This window comes from Pseudomonas sichuanensis, from assembly GCF_003231305.1.
Classification (GTDB): Bacteria; Pseudomonadota; Gammaproteobacteria; order Pseudomonadales; family Pseudomonadaceae; genus Aquipseudomonas; species Aquipseudomonas sichuanensis.
This window is the reverse complement of record NZ_QKVM01000066.1, coordinates 13,400-29,535: the sequence shown is the minus strand read 5'-3', so window position 1 is coordinate 29,535 and position 16,136 is coordinate 13,400. Positions and strand designations below refer to the sequence as shown.

At 63.3% G+C, this 16,136-nt stretch carries 18 protein-coding genes; 11 read left to right on the top strand and 7 right to left on the bottom strand.

Features of this window, described 5'->3' with window-relative positions:
- The first annotated feature begins 131 nt into the window (after positions 1-131).
- On the top strand, positions 132-1,472 hold the full coding sequence (gdhA, locus tag DM373_RS25585; RefSeq protein ID WP_110996206.1) for an NADP-specific glutamate dehydrogenase: 1,341 nt from the start codon (positions 132-134) through the stop codon (positions 1,470-1,472).
- Between the two features lie 87 nt (positions 1,473-1,559).
- Here the strand turns inward: gdhA and DM373_RS25580 are convergent, their stop codons facing one another.
- The 4 genes from DM373_RS25580 to DM373_RS25565 all read right to left on the bottom strand — a co-directional run bounded on the left by DM373_RS25580 (position 1,560) and on the right by DM373_RS25565 (position 5,109).
- A complete protein-coding gene (locus DM373_RS25580; protein ID WP_110996205.1) occupies positions 1,560-2,081 on the bottom strand; it encodes a GreA/GreB family elongation factor in 522 nt (173 codons plus the stop codon).
- A gap of 67 nt (positions 2,082-2,148) precedes the next feature.
- Positions 2,149-2,505, bottom strand: coding sequence for a hypothetical protein (locus tag DM373_RS25575; protein ID WP_110996204.1), 357 nt, complete (start codon positions 2,503-2,505; stop codon positions 2,149-2,151).
- 184 nt (positions 2,506-2,689) lie between these two features.
- Positions 2,690-4,543, bottom strand: a complete 1,854-nt coding sequence (locus DM373_RS25570; RefSeq protein WP_110996203.1) for an Lnb N-terminal periplasmic domain-containing protein — start codon at positions 4,541-4,543, stop codon at positions 2,690-2,692.
- A 77-nt stretch (positions 4,544-4,620) separates the two neighbouring features.
- Positions 4,621-5,109: a DUF3015 domain-containing protein gene (locus tag DM373_RS25565; protein ID WP_110996202.1), complete on the bottom strand. Its 489-nt coding sequence runs from the start codon at positions 5,107-5,109 to the stop codon at positions 4,621-4,623.
- Positions 5,110-5,365: 256 nt separating this feature from the next.
- Between DM373_RS25565 and DM373_RS25560 the strand changes: the two genes are divergently transcribed.
- The 5 genes from DM373_RS25560 to bamJ all read left to right on the top strand — a co-directional run bounded on the left by DM373_RS25560 (position 5,366) and on the right by bamJ (position 10,199).
- Positions 5,366-7,804 carry a Lon protease family protein gene (locus tag DM373_RS25560; RefSeq protein WP_110996201.1) on the top strand — a complete coding sequence of 813 codons (2,439 nt, stop codon included), beginning with the start codon at positions 5,366-5,368 and terminating at the stop codon, positions 7,802-7,804.
- 162 nt (positions 7,805-7,966) lie between these two features.
- Entirely contained in the window at positions 7,967-8,305 is a 339-nt protein-coding gene (locus DM373_RS25555) for a PA4575 family protein (RefSeq protein WP_110996200.1), read from the top strand.
- A 225-nt stretch (positions 8,306-8,530) separates the two neighbouring features.
- Positions 8,531-9,019, top strand: a complete 489-nt coding sequence (locus tag DM373_RS25550; RefSeq protein WP_110996199.1) for a TIGR00645 family protein — start codon at positions 8,531-8,533, stop codon at positions 9,017-9,019.
- Between the two features lie 171 nt (positions 9,020-9,190).
- On the top strand, positions 9,191-9,496 hold the full coding sequence (locus DM373_RS25545; protein ID WP_110996198.1) for a DUF6482 family protein: 306 nt from the start codon (positions 9,191-9,193) through the stop codon (positions 9,494-9,496).
- An 85-nt stretch (positions 9,497-9,581) separates the two neighbouring features.
- On the top strand, positions 9,582-10,199 hold the full coding sequence (gene bamJ, locus DM373_RS25540; RefSeq protein ID WP_110996197.1) for a BamJ family beta-barrel-assembly machinery protein: 618 nt from the start codon (positions 9,582-9,584) through the stop codon (positions 10,197-10,199).
- 70 nt (positions 10,200-10,269) lie between these two features.
- Here bamJ and DM373_RS25535 read toward each other — a convergent pair whose 3' ends face one another.
- The 3 genes from DM373_RS25535 to DM373_RS25525 form a co-directional block, all read right to left on the bottom strand.
- A complete protein-coding gene (locus tag DM373_RS25535) occupies positions 10,270-10,515 on the bottom strand; it encodes a PA4570 family protein (protein ID WP_110996196.1) in 246 nt (81 codons plus the stop codon).
- A gap of 147 nt (positions 10,516-10,662) precedes the next feature.
- Positions 10,663-11,001, bottom strand: a complete 339-nt coding sequence (locus DM373_RS25530) for a zinc ribbon domain-containing protein YjdM (RefSeq protein ID WP_110996195.1) — start codon at positions 10,999-11,001, stop codon at positions 10,663-10,665.
- Positions 11,002-11,157: 156 nt separating this feature from the next.
- A complete protein-coding gene (locus DM373_RS25525; protein ID WP_110996194.1) occupies positions 11,158-12,126 on the bottom strand; it encodes a polyprenyl synthetase family protein in 969 nt (322 codons plus the stop codon).
- Between the two features lie 244 nt (positions 12,127-12,370).
- Here DM373_RS25525 and rplU point away from each other — a divergent pair, with 244 nt between their 5' ends.
- The 5 genes from rplU to DM373_RS25500 all read left to right on the top strand — a co-directional run bounded on the left by rplU (position 12,371) and on the right by DM373_RS25500 (position 16,069).
- Positions 12,371-12,685: a 50S ribosomal protein L21 gene (gene rplU / locus DM373_RS25520; protein WP_060512528.1), complete on the top strand. Its 315-nt coding sequence runs from the start codon at positions 12,371-12,373 to the stop codon at positions 12,683-12,685.
- 38 nt (positions 12,686-12,723) lie between these two features.
- Positions 12,724-12,981 carry a 50S ribosomal protein L27 gene (gene rpmA, locus DM373_RS25515; RefSeq protein ID WP_008092023.1) on the top strand — a complete coding sequence of 86 codons (258 nt, stop codon included), beginning with the start codon at positions 12,724-12,726 and terminating at the stop codon, positions 12,979-12,981.
- 186 nt (positions 12,982-13,167) lie between these two features.
- Positions 13,168-14,394: an Obg family GTPase CgtA gene (gene cgtA, locus DM373_RS25510; protein WP_110996193.1), complete on the top strand. Its 1,227-nt coding sequence runs from the start codon at positions 13,168-13,170 to the stop codon at positions 14,392-14,394.
- An 87-nt stretch (positions 14,395-14,481) separates the two neighbouring features.
- Entirely contained in the window at positions 14,482-15,600 is a 1,119-nt protein-coding gene (gene proB, locus DM373_RS25505) for a glutamate 5-kinase (RefSeq protein ID WP_110996192.1), read from the top strand.
- A 22-nt stretch (positions 15,601-15,622) separates the two neighbouring features.
- Positions 15,623-16,069 carry a CreA family protein gene (locus DM373_RS25500; RefSeq protein ID WP_167409869.1) on the top strand — a complete coding sequence of 149 codons (447 nt, stop codon included), beginning with the start codon at positions 15,623-15,625 and terminating at the stop codon, positions 16,067-16,069.
- Positions 16,070-16,136: the final 67 nt, after the last annotated feature.

Below are 16,136 nucleotides of genomic sequence, written 5' to 3'. Positions count from 1 at the left end.
ACTTGTATACAGTTATAGAAAACGCACCAAATAATTTCAAAAAAACGACATGTCGCCCTGTTCCAGTGCGATTGGTTCTTGGTACATTCCCGAAAAAACCAAAAACAATCCCTCTTGGTGAGATGTCTACCATGATCGAATCTGTCGACGCCTTCCTGGCCCGTCTGCAACAGCGCGACCCTGCCCAGCCCGAGTTCCACCAGGCGGTGGAAGAGGTGCTGCGCAGCCTGTGGCCCTTCCTCGAAGCCAACCCGCACTACCTCAAGGCCGGTATCCTCGAGCGCATGGTCGAGCCCGAGCGCGCCGTGCTGTTCCGCGTGTCGTGGGTGGATGACCAGGGCAAGGTCCAGGTCAACCGCGGCTACCGCATCCAGATGAGCAGCGCCATCGGCCCGTACAAAGGCGGCCTGCGTTTCCACCCGTCGGTGAACCTGGGCGTGCTCAAGTTCCTGGCCTTCGAGCAGGTGTTCAAGAACTCGCTGACCTCGCTGCCGATGGGTGGTGGCAAGGGTGGCTCGGACTTCGATCCGAAGGGCAAGAGCGATGCTGAAGTGATGCGCTTCTGCCAGGCGTTCATGAGCGAGCTGTACCGCCACATCGGCGCCGACCTCGACGTACCGGCCGGTGACATCGGCGTGGGTGCCCGCGAGATCGGCTTCATGTTTGGCCAGTACAAGCGCCTGGCCAACCAGTTCACCTCGGTGCTGACCGGCAAGGGCATGACCTACGGCGGCAGCCTGATCCGCCCGGAGGCCACCGGCTTTGGCTGCGTGTATTTCGCCGAAGAGATGCTCAAGCGCCAGGACAAGCGTATCGATGGCCGCCGCGTGGCGATCTCGGGTTCGGGTAACGTTGCCCAGTATGCGGCGCGCAAGGTGATGGATCTGGGCGGCAAGGTGATCTCGCTGTCCGACTCCGAAGGCACGCTGTTCTGCGAAGCCGGTTTGAGCGATGCCCAGTGGGATGCGCTGATGGAGCTGAAGAACGTCAAGCGTGGCCGCCTCAGCGAGCTGGCGACGCAGTATGGCCTGGAGTTCCGCAAGGGCCAGACGCCATGGGCCTTGCCGTGCGACATCGCGCTGCCGTGCGCCACCCAGAACGAACTGAACGCCGAAGACGCCCGTACCCTGCTGCGCAACGGCTGCATCTGCGTGGCCGAAGGCGCCAACATGCCAACCACCCTCGACGCTGTGGATATCTTCATCGAGGCCGGCATTCTGTATGCGCCGGGCAAGGCGTCCAACGCCGGTGGGGTTGCCGTGTCGGGCCTGGAGATGTCGCAGAACGCCATGCGCCTGCTGTGGACTGCGGGCGAGGTGGACAGCAAGCTGCACAACATCATGCAGTCGATCCACCATGCGTGCGTGCACTATGGCCAGGAAGACGATGGCAGCATCAACTACGTCAAGGGCGCCAACATCGCCGGCTTCGTGAAAGTCGCCGATGCCATGCTGGCGCAGGGCGTCGTTTGATCTGAAGACCCGTGGGAGCGGCGATGCGGCGCCCCGACTTGCCCCGCGATGCAGTTGGATCAGGCCACGACGTTTGCCTGGCCGGCGCTATCGCGGGGCAAGCCCGCTCCCACAGGGCTCGCTTCCAATTTCTACCACTTCGATCATCTGATCCCCCACTGGCCGCCGCCAAACCACTTCATCCCCAGGCCCGGCCCCCAGCAGCGCCCGCCCCAGCGGCGAGCCCCAGTTGATCAACCCCTGCGTGGCATCGGCTTGATCCTCTCCCACCAATTGCACTTGATGCTCCTGGCCGTCTTCATCGGCAAACCGCACCTGGCTGCCAATCTGTACCTTCTCGGAGGACGTGGCAGCGGGCACTACCTGGGCACTCTGTACGCGGGCAGTGAAGTAGCGCAGGTCGCGTTCGGTATCGGCCAACTGCTGTTTGTCAGCGCGCTCACCCTGGGCCTGCAACTCACCACGCCGCGCATTGAGCGCGGCCACCCGTTGCTGCAACAGGGCCAGGCCCGTGGCAGTGACATAGTTGGGCTGGTCGCTGACCCTGCGCTCCACCGGCTGGTCGGCCTGGGCGGCGGCCTGGTCCTCGTTGACGAATGCTCGGCTCATGGGGGCCTCCTTGTGCTGGAGACCATGGTGGCAGGTCGTGGGTTGCAGCGGTTGTCCGTTTGCGACGTCAGTTGCGGCGATAGGCGCGGGCGGCGCCCTGGTCCTTCTCGCGCTGCCAGTCGCGGTCGCGTTCGTCCCAGTAGCGGTCATGGTACTGGCGCTGCTCTTCGCTGTTCTGCATGGCCTGGCATTGGCGAAAGCCGTCGTCCCAGCCGCTTTCGTACTGGTGGTTGTGCAGGTAGCGCGCAACGTCCTTGCGAAAATCGCCGGCCATCGGCCCGGCGGCCTGGCGGCCGCTGCTGCAGCCGTCCTCGAAACCATCGGCGTAGGCGGGGGGATAGCCTTGATTGACCATCTGTTCGTGAGTGGTCTGGCAGCCTGCCAGCAGCAACAGGACACACAGGCCCAACCAGTACCGCGACATATCCACAAGACCCTTGAAGTGATAGCGCAAAGTCTAGGCGGGGAACTGTTGGGGATATGTCAAAACGCTGTCGAAGGATTGCACGTGTTCGTGGGAGCGGGCTTGTCCCGCGATGCGCCAGATGGCTTATCGCGGGGCAAGTCGGGTCGCCGCACCGTCGCCCCCACGAGGAAAGCTGAGTTGATCAATACTGATACCACTTCAACTCCAGCATCACTTCGTTCTGCGCCGTGGCCAGATGACTGAACTGACGCGAAGCACTCAAGCGCACGCCCAGGTCCCGGCTGATCTCCCACTGCTGGTTCAGGCTCATGCTGCGCCGCACCTCGCCGTTGCTGAAGTAGTCGCCCTTGGCCTCCAGCGTCAGGTTGCCCAGCCCATTGCGCCATAACAGGCCGCCATTGAAGCCGGCCGCCGGTGAGACGAACTCGGCGAAGTCGTTGTGATGCTCCACACGCAGCGTGCCCAAGGCAAAGCCCAGCAGCCCGTCACTCAGTTGCCAGGTACCGCCGGCGCCACCGTTGACGTGGCTGACCAGCACTTCGTCATCATGCTTGCCCGGCACCCGTTCCAGCCCGCCCGCCACCTGCCACGACCAGGGCTTGAGCAGCTCATTGCGCGGGGTCAGCGAACGAATGGTGGCCAGGTCCAGGCGCTGCACCTGCCAGTCGTTGCCTTCGTACTGACGCAGCTTGAGCTGGAGGATCTCGATCTGCGCGCCGAGGGGGAAGCTGTACAGGTTGTCGTTGAGGTCGTGGTAGGCCATGCGCAGGCCGTACTCGGCGAAGGCGCGGTCTTCACGGGTGCCGACACCCAGCTGCCAGGTCCGCGATTGGTGGCCATCTTCAGGCAGGCCGGGGCGCTCTATTTGCAGCGCTGGCGGCGGGTTGCGGTTGATCGCCCTGAGCAGTTCGAAGCTGCGCGCGGCCTGGGCCGGGTCACGTTCCTGGCCGTTGGCCCGGTAGCGCTCCAGGCGGTAGGCGGCGTCCTGCACCAGGGCCTGGCGGTCGCGGGGCAGGGCGGTGAATTCGGGGCTTTGCAGTTGCCCGGTGTCGGCACTGAGGGCCAGTACCTGCTGTTTCTCCGCAGGCTCCAACGGCTCGGCCCGGGCCAGCAGCTCGCGCTCGCGGGAGGGGCGGTAGCGCACATCGGTGACCAGCCCGGACTGCTTGACGGCCTTGACCGTGTCGGTGGGGATGGCGGTCAGCGGGAACTGGGAGGTGAGGTCCAGGCTCGGGCGCGCCACCTGCAGCAGTTCGAGCAGGCGGTAGGAGCAGTTTTCGTCGAAGAAGAAATAGTCGAACTTGATCTGCTTGAGCTCCCATACATGCTCGACCATCCGGCCGGTCTCTTCCGGCGTAAGGTCCAGCTGGTACTCCCACAGGTCGCGGTTTTCCAGGCTGCGGTACTCGGACAGCTTTTCCTGGTAGGGCATGATCGCGAACAGCCCGGGGTAGCCGCCCATCAGGCCTTTCCAGGCGTAGAGGATGCTGTTGTCGCTGCCTTCGATATAGGCACCGAAGTTGATCGCGTAGCTGAGCAACGTGGTGTCGTCGCGACGGGTGTTGGACTGGTCGATGCGCAGCAAGGTGTGGCCGAACATCGACGACGGGCTGTTGAGGTAGGCCGCCGGGAATATCAGCGTCGCGCTGTGCGGGTCGATCGACTGGTACCAGGTGGCGAACTCCTGGCAATCCGGCTTCGGCAGGTCGGTCAGGCCCAGCTGTTCGCGCAACCAGCGGGTGCGTGCCGGGAATACGCATTGCGGGTGCTTGTCGCCGAGGCTGGCCGGGGCATACAGCGCTGCGACCGTGGCCTTGAGCTCCTGGTCCGGATGGTGCGCGCCGTCCTCTGCGAGAAAGAACCGCCTGTCGTCCACATAGCTGCGCCAGCCGCCGAGCTTGGCGGTTTCATAGTGGCCCAGGGCGATCCAGTAGGGCGTGGCGGCCAGCTGTTGCAGGCGGGCCGGGTCTGGCTGTGGTGCGGCGTGCAAGGGTGCGCTGACGATCAGCGCCAGGGTAGCAAGGCGTTTGAGCATGTCGGGCAACTACGTCTGAATGATGCCGAAGGTGGATCGCCAAGCCCGCCCCGCTGCCGGGGCGGGAGGCGTGGGGCTCATGCCTCGGTGGCGTATTTGGCCAGTTGCGGGTCGCTCTTGAGCACTGCCAGGGTGTTGCTGTGGACAGTTTCGGCAGTGACGTCGGCGCTGCTGAAGATCTGCTGGAAATGCTCGTGGGTGACGGCGGCGAAATGCGCGCGGTCTTCAGGCGCCACGCCGAGGACCACGGCGTAGGTGGTCAGGGCTTCGCCCTGGCCCTTGGCCATGTCTTCGGACAGTTCGTTCATCATGCCGTTCATGGCGAACCACGACTTGCCGCCATAGGTGAGGGAGGCCTTGGTCGAGCAACCGTTGGTGCCCGAGGTCATGCCGAAGGTTGCGTTGCCGGACGTGCCGTTGGTGGTGGAGGCCAGGAAGTGGGCCGGGGTGCCGCGCTGGCCTTCGAACAGCAGGTTGCCCCAGCCGCAGTTGGGGCCACCCGGCGCTTCGGCCATGGCGTTGATAGAGACAGCGGCGAACAGAGTACCCAGAAGAATCCGTTTCATAGCGTTGTTCTCATTCTCAAGTGACGTACCAATGGTCAGGGTTCTGGCAACGCGGTTGCCAGCACAGGAAGTCTTGCCACCCCCCCGCGCAGCTAGGAGTTTAGGCAGGATCCAAAGGTTGCGTTGTTTATTGCGAAAAATGTCTTGCGTGATCGCCATTGTTGGGCTGCGACATAAAGTCCCGCAGAGCCTTGCAAGCGGCGCGCTGGCGGCGCCAGAATGCTTTCCATCCGCCCCGCCGAAGTAAGGAAACCCAATGCCCGATCCTGTCGCCTCGCGCCTGCGTCTCGCGCCAGAAGCCCTGACCCGGCGTTTCTCCGCTGAACAGTTTGCTTTCTCCAATACCGACGATCTGGAGCCATTTCGTGGTGTGCTGGGCCAGGAGCGTGCCGTCGAGGCCCTGCAGTTCGGCGTGGCGATGCCGCGCCCCGGTTACAACGTGTATGTGATGGGTGAGCCCGGCACCGGCCGTTTCTCGTTCGTGAAGCGCTACCTGAAGGCCGAAGGCAAGCGCCAGGCCACGCCGTCCGACTGGCTCTACGTCAACAATTTCGAGGACTCCCGCGAGCCGCGTGCGCTGGAGCTGCCCGCCGGCAGCGCACATGCCTTCATCAGTGACATGAATGGCCTGATCGACAACCTGGTGGCGACCTTCCCTGCGGTATTCGAGCACCCCTCCTACCAGCAGAAGAAAAGCGCCATCGACCGCGCCTTCAACCAGCGCTACGACCGTGCGCTGGACGTGATCGAACGCGCCTCGCTGGAAAAGGACGTGGCCCTGTACCGCGACAGCAGCAACGTCGCCTTCACCCCCATGGCCGACGGCAAGGCACTGGACGAAGCCGAGTTCGCCCAGCTGCCGGAGGAATTGCGCGAGCGTTTCCATGAAGACATCGCCCTGCTCGAAGAGCGCCTGAACGAAGAGCTGGCCAGCCTGCCGCAGTGGAAGCGCGAGTCGAACAACCAGCTGCGCCAGCTCAACGAAGAAACCATCACCCTGGCACTGCAGCCGCTGCTGGCGCCGCTGTCGGAAAAGTATGCGGAGAACGCGGCTGTCTGCGCTTACCTGCAATCCATGCAGTTGAACCTGCTGCGCACCGTGGTCGAGCAACTGGTCGATGACAGCAAGAGCGACGCCGTGGCGCGCAAGATGCTCGAAGAGCAGTACGCGCCCAACCTGGTGGTGGGCCATTGCGGCAACGGCGGCGCACCGGTGGTGTTCGAGCCGCACCCGACCTACGACAACCTGTTCGGCCGCATCGAATACAGCACCGACCAGGGCGCCCTGTACACCTCCTACCGTCAGCTGCGGGCGGGGGCGCTGCACCGCGCCAATGGCGGTTTCCTGATTCTTGAAGCCGACAAGATGCTCGGTGAGCCCTTCGTCTGGGATGCGCTCAAGCGCGCCCTGCAGTCGCGCAAGCTGAAGATGGAGTCGCCGCTGGGCGAGCTGGGGCGCGTGGCCACGGTCAGCCTGACGCCGCAGATGATCCCGCTGGGGGTCAAGCTGGTGATCATCGGTTCGCGCCAGCTGTACTACGCGCTGCAGGACCACGATTCGGACTTCCAGGAGATGTTCCGGGTGCTGGTCGACTTCGACGAAGACCTGCCCATGGTCGACGAGAGCCTGGAGCAGTTCGCCCAGCTGTTGCGCACCCGCACCAATGAAGAGGGCATGGCGCCACTGACCAGCGATGCCGTGGCGCGGCTGGCCACCTACAGCGCGCGCCTGGCGGAAAACCAGTCGCGGCTGTCGGCACGTATCGGCGACCTGTTCCAGCTGGTCAGCGAGGCCGACTTCGTCCGCCAGCTGGCCAATGAGAGCATGACCGACGCCGGCCACATCGAACGTGCGCTCAAGGCCAAGGCTACGCGTACCGGGCGGGTGTCGCAGCGGGTACTCGACGACATGCTCGCCGGGATTATCCTGATCGACACCGAAGGCGCGGCGATCGGCAAGTGCAACGGCCTGACCGTGCTGGAGGTGGGCGATTCGGCGTTCGGCATGCCGGCGCGTATTTCGGCCACTGTCTACCCGGGCGGCAGCGGCATCGTCGACATCGAGCGCGAGGTCAACCTGGGCCAGCCGATCCACTCCAAGGGGGTGATGATCCTCACCGGCTACCTGGGCAGCCGCTATGCCCAGGAGTTCCCCCTGGCGATCTCGGCGAGCATCGCCCTGGAGCAGTCCTATGGTTATGTCGACGGTGACAGCGCCTCGCTGGGCGAGGCCTGCACACTGATTTCGGCACTGTCGCGCACGCCGCTCAAGCAGTGCTTCGCCATCACCGGTTCCATCAACCAGTTTGGCGAAGTGCAGGCGGTGGGTGGGGTCAACGAGAAGATCGAAGGCTTCTTCCGCCTTTGCGAAGCCCGTGGCCTGACCGGCGAACAGGGGGTGATCATTCCCAAGGCCAACGTTGCCACGCTGATGCTCGACGAGCGTGTGTTGCAGGCGGTCGAGGCCGGGCGCTTCCACGTCTACGCCGTCAGCCAGGCCGACGAGGCCCTGAGCCTGCTGGTGGGCGAGGAGGCCGGCGCGCTGGATGACAAGGGCGAGTTCGCCGAGGGCAGCGTCAATGCCCGGGTGGTCGAGCGCCTGCGGGTGATTTCCGAGATGATCAGCGAGGAAGAGATCAAGGAGGCCGAGAAGGAGCGGCTCGAGGAAGTCATCGCCCAGGCGAATCCGGCATAAGTCAATAATCCGGCGCTGGCGGCGAAGTGCTACCGTTCAGCGCCGGTTTTCTAACTTTTCCGTAGGTCGGCTACAGTGGAACTTAAGGACGGTTACAGGGTTCAGGATGGAAACAGCCCGATGCTTTCGGGCTGAACAGGGCTCCACAGAGGGGACGCCGCCATGCGCAACCTCAGCCTTACCCGCCAGTGCCTGGGCCTGGTGACCCGCATCGAATGCAGTATTCGCCCACTGGCCGGTGACAACGGCATGTGGACCTTGCTGTTCGCCGCCGGCATGGCCGGCGAACAACCCTCGGCGATCAAGGCCCAGGGGCCGTTCCATGGCCCGATGGTGGCCGAGTCGGTGATGAATGCCATCGTCGACAGCCTCACCCTTCATGGTTACCAAGTCGCTGAAGATCCGCAGATCTGGTGCCTGCACCTGCAGGCGCAGCTGCGCAAGATCAACGGCGAGCGGTGCCGCAATCTCGGGGATTATCAGTTCCATCCGGAAACCTGAGTAATTGCGTGGGAGCGGGCTTGCCCCGCGATAGCTCCCGGACAGGCCAGCTCGATAGGACTGCAGACGCAATCGCGGGGGCCAGTCGCATCGGCGCACCGCCGCTCCCACTGTCCCGCGTCGGCTCTTAACGCCTGCGGCAAGCCGCCGCAGGCTTTTGCTGCCACGGGTGGCTGGCTATACTCGCGCACGCTTTTCCAGTCACCTTATGAGTCCCCACTGTCCATGGAACGTATCCTCGAAAACGCGATGTATGCCTCGCGCTGGCTGCTCGCACCGATCTACTTCGGCCTCTCGCTGGGCCTGCTGGCACTGGCCCTGAAGTTCTTCCAGGAAATCATCCATGTCCTGCCCAACGTGTTTTCCCTCGCCGAGGCCGACCTGATCCTGGTGATCCTGTCGCTGATCGACATGTCGCTGGTTGGCGGCCTGTTGGTGATGGTGATGATCTCCGGCTACGAGAACTTCGTCTCGCAACTGGACATCGACGAGAGCAAGGAGAAACTCAACTGGCTCGGCAAGATGGACTCTTCGTCGTTGAAGATGAAAGTGGCCGCGTCCATCGTCGCCATCTCTTCGATCCACCTGCTGCGGGTGTTCATGGATGCGCAGAACATCTCCACCGAGTACCTGATGTGGTACGTGATCATCCACATGACCTTTGTCGTCTCGGCGTTCGTCATGGGCTACCTGGATCGCCTCACCAAGCACTGATCTGCCTGGACAACTGCCATCGCGGGGCAAGCCCGCTCCCACGCCAGCACACATCATGGCGTGGGAGCGGGCTTGCCCCGCGATGTTTTCTGACCGACGGAGACTTGTGCTTTAGAGCAGCCTGTACAAAAAATGAGCACTCAAGCGGGATCCCCGCAGCGAGGTGCACCCATGAACCTGCAGCAGCTCAACGCCGAGGCCAGGGCTGGCCATGTCGACGAACTCAACCTGATCGCCATCGAAGGCGGTGATTATCTGCTCGAGGCCCGGGTCAAGGGCCGTGCCCACCCCCTGTCCAGCCCCAGTGGCGAGCGCTTGCGCGTGCATTCGGTGGAGGATGCGCGGGGGTTGCTCAAGGCCATCCCGATGGTCTCGATGAACCTGATGCACTGGTCCGTGCAAGACGAGATGTGCGGCATGGGCAGCCACCCGGAAGAAGACCTCAAAGTCCCGATTTCCCAGCGTTCGGCCTGGTAGCTGCTCCGCGCGGCACCAGTGTGCTAGGCTGCTCGCCCTTTTCATCAGGGCGCAGATGCAGTGCGCCCTCAAGCGGAGCAAGCCCATGTCCGAACTCAATCTGTCCACCGACGAAACCCGCGTCAGCTACGGCATCGGCCGCCAGCTGGGTGGCCAGCTGCGTGACAACCCGCCACCAGGCGTGAACCTGAATGCCATCGTTGCCGGCCTGACCGACGCCTTCAATGGCGCCGAAAGCCGTGTCAGCGAAGCCGACCTGTCGGCTGCCTTCAAGGTGATCCGTGAGGTGATGCAAGCCGAAGCTGCTGCCAAGGCCGAAGCCGCCGCTGCAGTGGGCAAGGAATTCCTGGCCGACAACGCCAAGCGTGAAGGTATTGTCACCCTGGCTTCGGGCCTGCAGTACGAAGTACTGACCGCCGGTGAAGGCGCCAAGCCGACCCGTGAAGACAATGTCCGCACTCACTACCACGGCACCCTGGTCGACGGCACCGTATTCGACAGCTCCTACGAGCGCGGCCAGCCGGCCGAGTTCCCGGTTGGCGGCGTGATCGCTGGCTGGACCGAAGCCCTGCAGCTGATGAACGCCGGCAGCAAATGGCGCCTGTACGTGCCAAGCGAACTGGCTTACGGCGCCCAGGGCGTCGGTAGCATCCCGCCGCACAGTGTCCTGGTGTTCGACGTCGAGCTGCTCGACGTTCTGTAAGACCTACACAATCGCGGGGCAAGCCCGCTCCCACGTAATCTCCGTGGGAGCGGGCTTGCCCCGCGATTTTTCAGTTCCAATCCGTTCCCCCAGGGCGCAACGCCCGCGCATAGCAGAACAGAAACAGGTTCCTCACCAGTTCCTTCAGTACCCCCGGTTCACTCGAATTCAACCCGGTCATGTCCAGGTCACCCTGGTCACGCAGCTCGTCGAGTGCGTCTTCCTCGAGCACGGCGCACACTTCGCCGGTCTCGCGATGCAGGATGCGTAAGTAGGGGTGGGGGCGTTCCAGCCAGGCGTCGATCAGATAAGTCATGGCTATTCTCCTTGGATAGCGGTTCCAATGAGAATAATTCTTATTATCAAAATAGCAAGTAACAATTGGCAAAAATGATGCGAAGGGTGCAGGCGATCCTGTTGCAGGATCTGTCAGGGCCACCCGAGGGCGGCCCCGAAAGGGAGGTCAGACCTTGCGCACGAACTCGGACTTGAGCTTCATTGCGCCGATGCCATCGATCTTGCAGTCGATGTCGTGGTCGCCGTCGCACAGGCGGATGTTCTTGACCTTGGTGCCGACCTTGACCACCAGCGAGGAGCCCTTGACCTTGAGGTCCTTGATCACGGTGACGGTGTCGCCATCCTGCAGCACGTTGCCCACCGAATCCTTCTTCACCACGTTGTCGCTGGCTTCGACTTCGCCGCTGGCCGACCACTCATGGGCGCACTCGGGGCAGATCAGTTGCGCGCCATCTTCGTAGGTGTATTCGGAGTTGCATTTAGGGCAGGGTGGCAGAGTGCTCACAGGCGTTCCTTAAGGTACAGACGGGTAAAGGCGCACATTGTATAAGGTTTAGTGGTTTTCTGCACAAACGCATCGCGGGGCAAGCCCGCTCCCACGCAAAGCCTGTATGCCTTGCGTGGGAGCGGGCTTGCCCCGCGATGAACATGACGCGATGGATCAGTGGGTGCGCGCTACCGCGAACTCGCTCAACTCGATCAGCGCATCCCGGTATTCGCTGGCCGGCAGCACTTCCAGGCAGGCAATGGCACGGGCCACGTAGTCACGGGCCATCTGGGCGGTATAGGCCAGGGCGCCCGAAGCCTCGACGGCAATGCGGATCTGCTCCAGGTCTTCGATGCCACCTTTCTGGATTGCCTTGCGCACCAGGGCAGCCTGCTCAGGCGTACCTTCACGCATGGTGTAGATCAGCGGCAGGGTCGGCTTGCCCTCGGCCAGGTCGTCGCCGACGTTCTTGCCCAGGGTTTCCGAGTCGCCTTTGTAGTCCAGCAGGTCGTCGACCAGCTGGAAGGCCACGCCCAGGTGGTCGCCGAAGGTACGCAGGGCTTCACGCTGTTCGTCGGTGGCCTGGGCGAGCGCGGCGGCGCTGTGGGTCGAGGCCTCGAACAGCATCGCGGTCTTGCCGCGGATGACGTCCATGTACACCTCTTCGGTGGTGCTGGCATCGCGCACGCGCGACAGCTGCAGCACCTCGCCTTCGGCGATCACCCGGGTGGCCTTGGAGAGGATCTGCATGACCGGCATCGAGCCCAGTTCGACCATCATTTCGAACGAACGCGAATAAAGGAAGTCGCCCACCAGCACGCTCGGCGCGTTGCCCCACAGGGCATTGGCAGTGGAGCGGCCACGGCGCATGCCGGACATGTCGACCACGTCGTCGTGCAGCAGGGTGGCGGTGTGCAGGAACTCGATGGTGGCGGCCAGCAGGCGCAGGTCATCGCCTTCGCGGCCCAGGGCCTTGCCGCACAGCAGCACCAGCAGTGGGCGCAGGCGCTTGCCGCCAGCGGAAGTGATATAGTCGCCGATCTTCGATACCAGCGGCACGCGCGAGGTCAGCTGCTTCTTGATGATCTCGTCGACGGCGCTGAAATCGTCAGCTACCGCGCGGTAGAAGGATTGGGGTTGCATCGGCTGCTCCATTGAGGTTGCGCGGCATGCTAGGTCGCGGGTATCGGTGTGTCAAGGCGCGGTGCCCGTGGGCCCTGGCCAGTACTTGCAAGCATTTCTGCGGTTGCGTACAATCGCGCACCCTAACTTCCTGGGCAGCACCTGCCTTACGCAATTGCACCGGGCCGTTCCAGCCCTATGCAGCCATGCCAGCCAATACTCATCATATAAAGCGCTGGGTGAGCAGGATTATCGGAGAAATACCATGTCTTACGCAGTAATCGTTACCGGCGGCAAGCAGTACAAAGTCGCTGAAGGTGAATTCCTCAAGATCGAAAAACTGGAAGTCGCCACTGGCGAATCCGTGACCTTCGATCGCGTTCTGCTGGTCGCCAACGGTGAAGAAGTCACCATCGGTGCTCCAGTTGTCGCTGGTGCCAAGGTTGTGGCCGAAGTGATTTCGCAAGGCCGTCACGACAAGGTTCGTATCATCAAGTTCCGTCGTCGTAAGCACCACATGAAGCGCATGGGCCACCGCCAGTGGTTCACCGAGATCAAAATCACCGGCATCCAGGCTTAATCCCCTAGATCCCCTGAATTTATTTGGAGAATTGAACCATGGCTCACAAGAAGGCTGGTGGTAGTACCCGTAACGGTCGCGACTCAGAATCGAAACGCCTTGGCGTGAAGATGTATGGCAGCCAGGTCGTCAAGGCCGGCAACATCATCGTCCGTCAGCGCGGCACCCAGTTCCACGCCGGCTACGGCGTTGGCATGGGCAAGGATCACACCCTGTTCGCCAAGATCGAAGGCGTGATCAAGTTCGAGAAGAAAGGCGAGTTCAACCGCCGTTACGTGAGCATTGTCGCCGCTTAATCGCGACGTCGCTCCAGAAGCCCCGTCATGCGACGGGGCTTTTTCGTTTGTGTTGAGCCTCTTGCAAAGCTGTTTGTTTGGGCTGCTGGCGCTGGTTTCTGGTCGTACGGGGCCGCCGCGCTCATTTTTGCAAGAGCCTCAGGTTTTCTGGTTTTCGACTCGTCATTCGACGAGAGGCGGTTTTGAATGAAGTTTGTTGACGAAGTATCGATCCGGGTAAAAGCCGGTGACGGCGGTAACGGTTGCATGAGCTTCCGCCGCGAGAAATTCATCGAGAACGGTGGCCCCAACGGCGGTGACGGTGGCGACGGCGGCTCGGTGTACATGGTGGCCGACGAGAACCTCAACACCCTCGTCGATTACCGCTACACCCGTCATCACGAAGCCCAGCGCGGCTCCAACGGCGGCAGCACCGACTGCACCGGCAAGAAAGGCGACGACCTGTTCCTGCGCGTGCCGGTCGGCACCACCGTGATCGACGCCTCCACCCAGGAAGTCATCGGTGACCTGATCACCCCGGGCCAGAAGCTGATGGTCGCCCAGGGCGGCTGGCACGGCCTGGGCAACACCCGCTTCAAGTCCAGCACCAACCGTGCGCCGCGCCAGACCACCCCTGGCAAGCCGGGTGACCAGCGCGACCTGAAGATGGAAATGAAAGTCCTGGCCGACGTCGGCCTGCTGGGCCTGCCGAATGCCGGCAAGAGCACCTTCATCCGCTCGGTATCGGCCGCCAAGCCGAAAGTCGCCGACTACCCGTTCACCACCCTGGTGCCGAACCTGGGCGTGGTCAGCGTCGACCGCTGGAAGAGCTTCGTCATCGCCGACATTCCCGGCCTGATCGAAGGCGCCTCCGACGGTGCCGGCCTGGGTATCCGCTTCCTCAAGCACCTGGCGCGTACCCGCGTGCTGCTGCACCTGGTCGACATGGCGCCGCTGGACGAAAGCAGCCCGGCCGACGCCGCCGAAGTGATCGTCAACGAGCTGACCCGCTTCAGCCCGTCGCTGGCCGAGCGTGAGCGCTGGCTGGTGCTGAACAAGGCCGACATGGTCATGGACGACGAGCGCGACGAGCGGGTCAAGGAAGTGGTCGAGCGCCTGCAGTGGGAAGGCCCGGTCTACGTGATCTCGGCAATCTCCAAGCAAGGCACCGAGAAGCTCAGCCACGACCTGATGCGCTACCTCGAAGACCGCGCCGACCGCCTGGCCAACGACCCGGCCTATGCCGAAGAGCTGGCCGACCTCGACCAGCGCATCGAAGACGAAGCCCGTGCCCAGCTGCAGGCCCTGGACGACGCGCGCACCCTGCGCCGTACCGGCGTCAAGAGCGTGCACGACATCGGTGACGATGACGGCTGGGATGATGATTTCGAGGACGACGAAGACGGCCCGGAAATCATTTACGTGCGCGACTGATCGGTTGCAGTACACTGAACGCCGCTCTCTGGAGCGGCGTTTTTGTATCTCAGGTATCTACAGATTCGACATAGGTTGGAAGAGAAGATGCGAAGCAAGGTGACTGGCGCCAAGCGCTGGGTCGTGAAGATCGGCAGCGCGCTGCTGACTGCCGATGGCAAGGGCCTGGACCGTGGCGCCATGGCGGTGTGGGTCGAGCAGATGGTGGCCCTGCGTGAAGCGGGCGTGGAACTGGTGCTGGTCTCCTCCGGGGCAGTGGCTGCCGGCATGAGCCAGTTGGGCTGGGCCACCCGACCGAGCGCGATGAACGAGCTGCAGGCCGCTGCCGCACTCGGCCAGATGCGCCTGGTGCAGGCCTGGGAGTCGAGCTTCGGCGAGCATGGCAAGCACACCGCACAGATCCTGCTGACCCATGACGACCTTTCCGACCGCAAGCGTTACCTGAACGCGCGCAGCACCCTGCGCACCCTGGTCGACCTGGGCGTGGTGCCGGTGATCAACGAGAACGACACCGTGGTCACCGACGAGATCCGCTTCGGCGACAACGACACCCTGGCCGCGCTGGTGGCCAACCTGGTCGAGGCCGACCTGCTGGTGATCCTTACCGACCGCGACGGCATGTTCGACGCCGACCCGCGCAACAACCCCGAAGCCCAGCTTATTTATGAAGCCCGTGCCGACGACCCCTCGCTCGACGCGGTGGCCGGCGGTACCGGTGGCGCCCTGGGCCGTGGCGGCATGCAGACCAAGCTGCGCGCCGCGCGCCTGGCTGCCCGTTCCGGTGCGCACACCATCATCATCGGTGGCCGTATCGAGCGCGTGCTGGACCGCCTGAAGGCCGGCGAGCGCCTGGGCACCCTGCTGTCGCCCGAGCGCGGCATGCTTGCCGCGCGCAAGCAGTGGCTGGCCGGCCACTTGCAGACCCGTGGCACTCTGGTACTGGATGACGGTGCCGTGCAGGCCCTGCGCCAGGCCAACAAAAGCCTGCTGCCGGTCGGCGTGAAGACCGTGCAGGGCAGCTTCCGCCGCGGCGAGATGGTGGTCTGCGTCGGCCCGGATGGCCTGGAAGTGGCCCGTGGCCTGGCCAACTACAGCGCGCTGGAAGCGCAGAAGATCATCGGCCAGCCGTCCGATGCCATCGAAAGCGTGTTGGGCTACAGTGCCGAGCCTGAGCTGGTGCACCGCGACAACCTGGTCCTGGTCTGAGGAAGTGAACGTGCTGAAAAGGATGATTGCCGTGGCAGCCCTGGCGCTGCCGATGCTGGCCGGGGCCGAGGAGATCGGCCAGGTGTCCACCGTGTTCAAGTTCGTCGGGCCCAATGACCGTATCGTCGTCGAAGCCTTCGACGACCCCAAGGTCGAGGGCGTGACCTGTTACCTGTCGCGGGCCAAGACCGGCGGCCTGAAAGGTGGGTTAGGGCTGGCCGAGGACCGTGCCGAAGCGTCGATCGCCTGCCGTCAGGTCGGGCCGATCCAGTTCAAGGGTGACTTGAAAGACGGTGAGGAGGTGTTCAAGGAGCGCACCTCGCTGGTGTTCAAGACCATGCAGGTGGTGCGTTTTCTCGACAAGAAGCGCAATACGCTGGTGTACCTGGTGTACAGCGACCGCCTGATCGAAGGCAGCCCGCAGAATGCGGTGACGGCGATTCCGATTCTGCCTTGGGCACAGCAATAACCTGCTAGAAACGATCGCGGGGCAAGCCCGCTCCCACGCCATGATGTGTGTTGGCGTGGGAGCGGGC

Excerpts from the sequence above, each read along its gene's own strand:
- rplU (WP_060512528.1), top strand. The coding sequence starts at position 12,371 with ATGTCTTACGCAGTAATCGTTACCGGCGGCAAGCAGTACAAAGTCGCT.
- DM373_RS25555 (WP_110996200.1), top strand. The coding sequence starts at position 7,967 with ATGCGCAACCTCAGCCTTACCCGCCAGTGCCTGGGCCTGGTGACCCGC.
- DM373_RS25560 (WP_110996201.1), top strand. The coding sequence starts at position 5,366 with ATGCCCGATCCTGTCGCCTCGCGCCTGCGTCTCGCGCCAGAAGCCCTG.
- DM373_RS25525 (WP_110996194.1), bottom strand. The coding sequence starts at position 12,126 with ATGCAACCCCAATCCTTCTACCGCGCGGTAGCTGACGATTTCAGCGCC.
- DM373_RS25550 (WP_110996199.1), top strand. The coding sequence starts at position 8,531 with ATGGAACGTATCCTCGAAAACGCGATGTATGCCTCGCGCTGGCTGCTC.
- DM373_RS25580 (WP_110996205.1), bottom strand. The coding sequence starts at position 2,081 with ATGAGCCGAGCATTCGTCAACGAGGACCAGGCCGCCGCCCAGGCCGAC.
- proB (WP_110996192.1), top strand. The coding sequence starts at position 14,482 with ATGCGAAGCAAGGTGACTGGCGCCAAGCGCTGGGTCGTGAAGATCGGC.
- DM373_RS25545 (WP_110996198.1), top strand. The coding sequence starts at position 9,191 with ATGAACCTGCAGCAGCTCAACGCCGAGGCCAGGGCTGGCCATGTCGAC.
- cgtA (WP_110996193.1), top strand. The coding sequence starts at position 13,168 with ATGAAGTTTGTTGACGAAGTATCGATCCGGGTAAAAGCCGGTGACGGC.
- DM373_RS25565 (WP_110996202.1), bottom strand. The coding sequence starts at position 5,109 with ATGAAACGGATTCTTCTGGGTACTCTGTTCGCCGCTGTCTCTATCAAC.
- gdhA (WP_110996206.1), top strand. The coding sequence starts at position 132 with ATGATCGAATCTGTCGACGCCTTCCTGGCCCGTCTGCAACAGCGCGAC.
- DM373_RS25575 (WP_110996204.1), bottom strand. The coding sequence starts at position 2,505 with ATGTCGCGGTACTGGTTGGGCCTGTGTGTCCTGTTGCTGCTGGCAGGC.
- rpmA (WP_008092023.1), top strand. The coding sequence starts at position 12,724 with ATGGCTCACAAGAAGGCTGGTGGTAGTACCCGTAACGGTCGCGACTCA.
- bamJ (WP_110996197.1), top strand. The coding sequence starts at position 9,582 with ATGTCCGAACTCAATCTGTCCACCGACGAAACCCGCGTCAGCTACGGC.
- DM373_RS25535 (WP_110996196.1), bottom strand. The coding sequence starts at position 10,515 with ATGACTTATCTGATCGACGCCTGGCTGGAACGCCCCCACCCCTACTTA.
- DM373_RS25500 (WP_167409869.1), top strand. The coding sequence starts at position 15,623 with ATGATTGCCGTGGCAGCCCTGGCGCTGCCGATGCTGGCCGGGGCCGAG.
- DM373_RS25570 (WP_110996203.1), bottom strand. The coding sequence starts at position 4,543 with ATGCTCAAACGCCTTGCTACCCTGGCGCTGATCGTCAGCGCACCCTTG.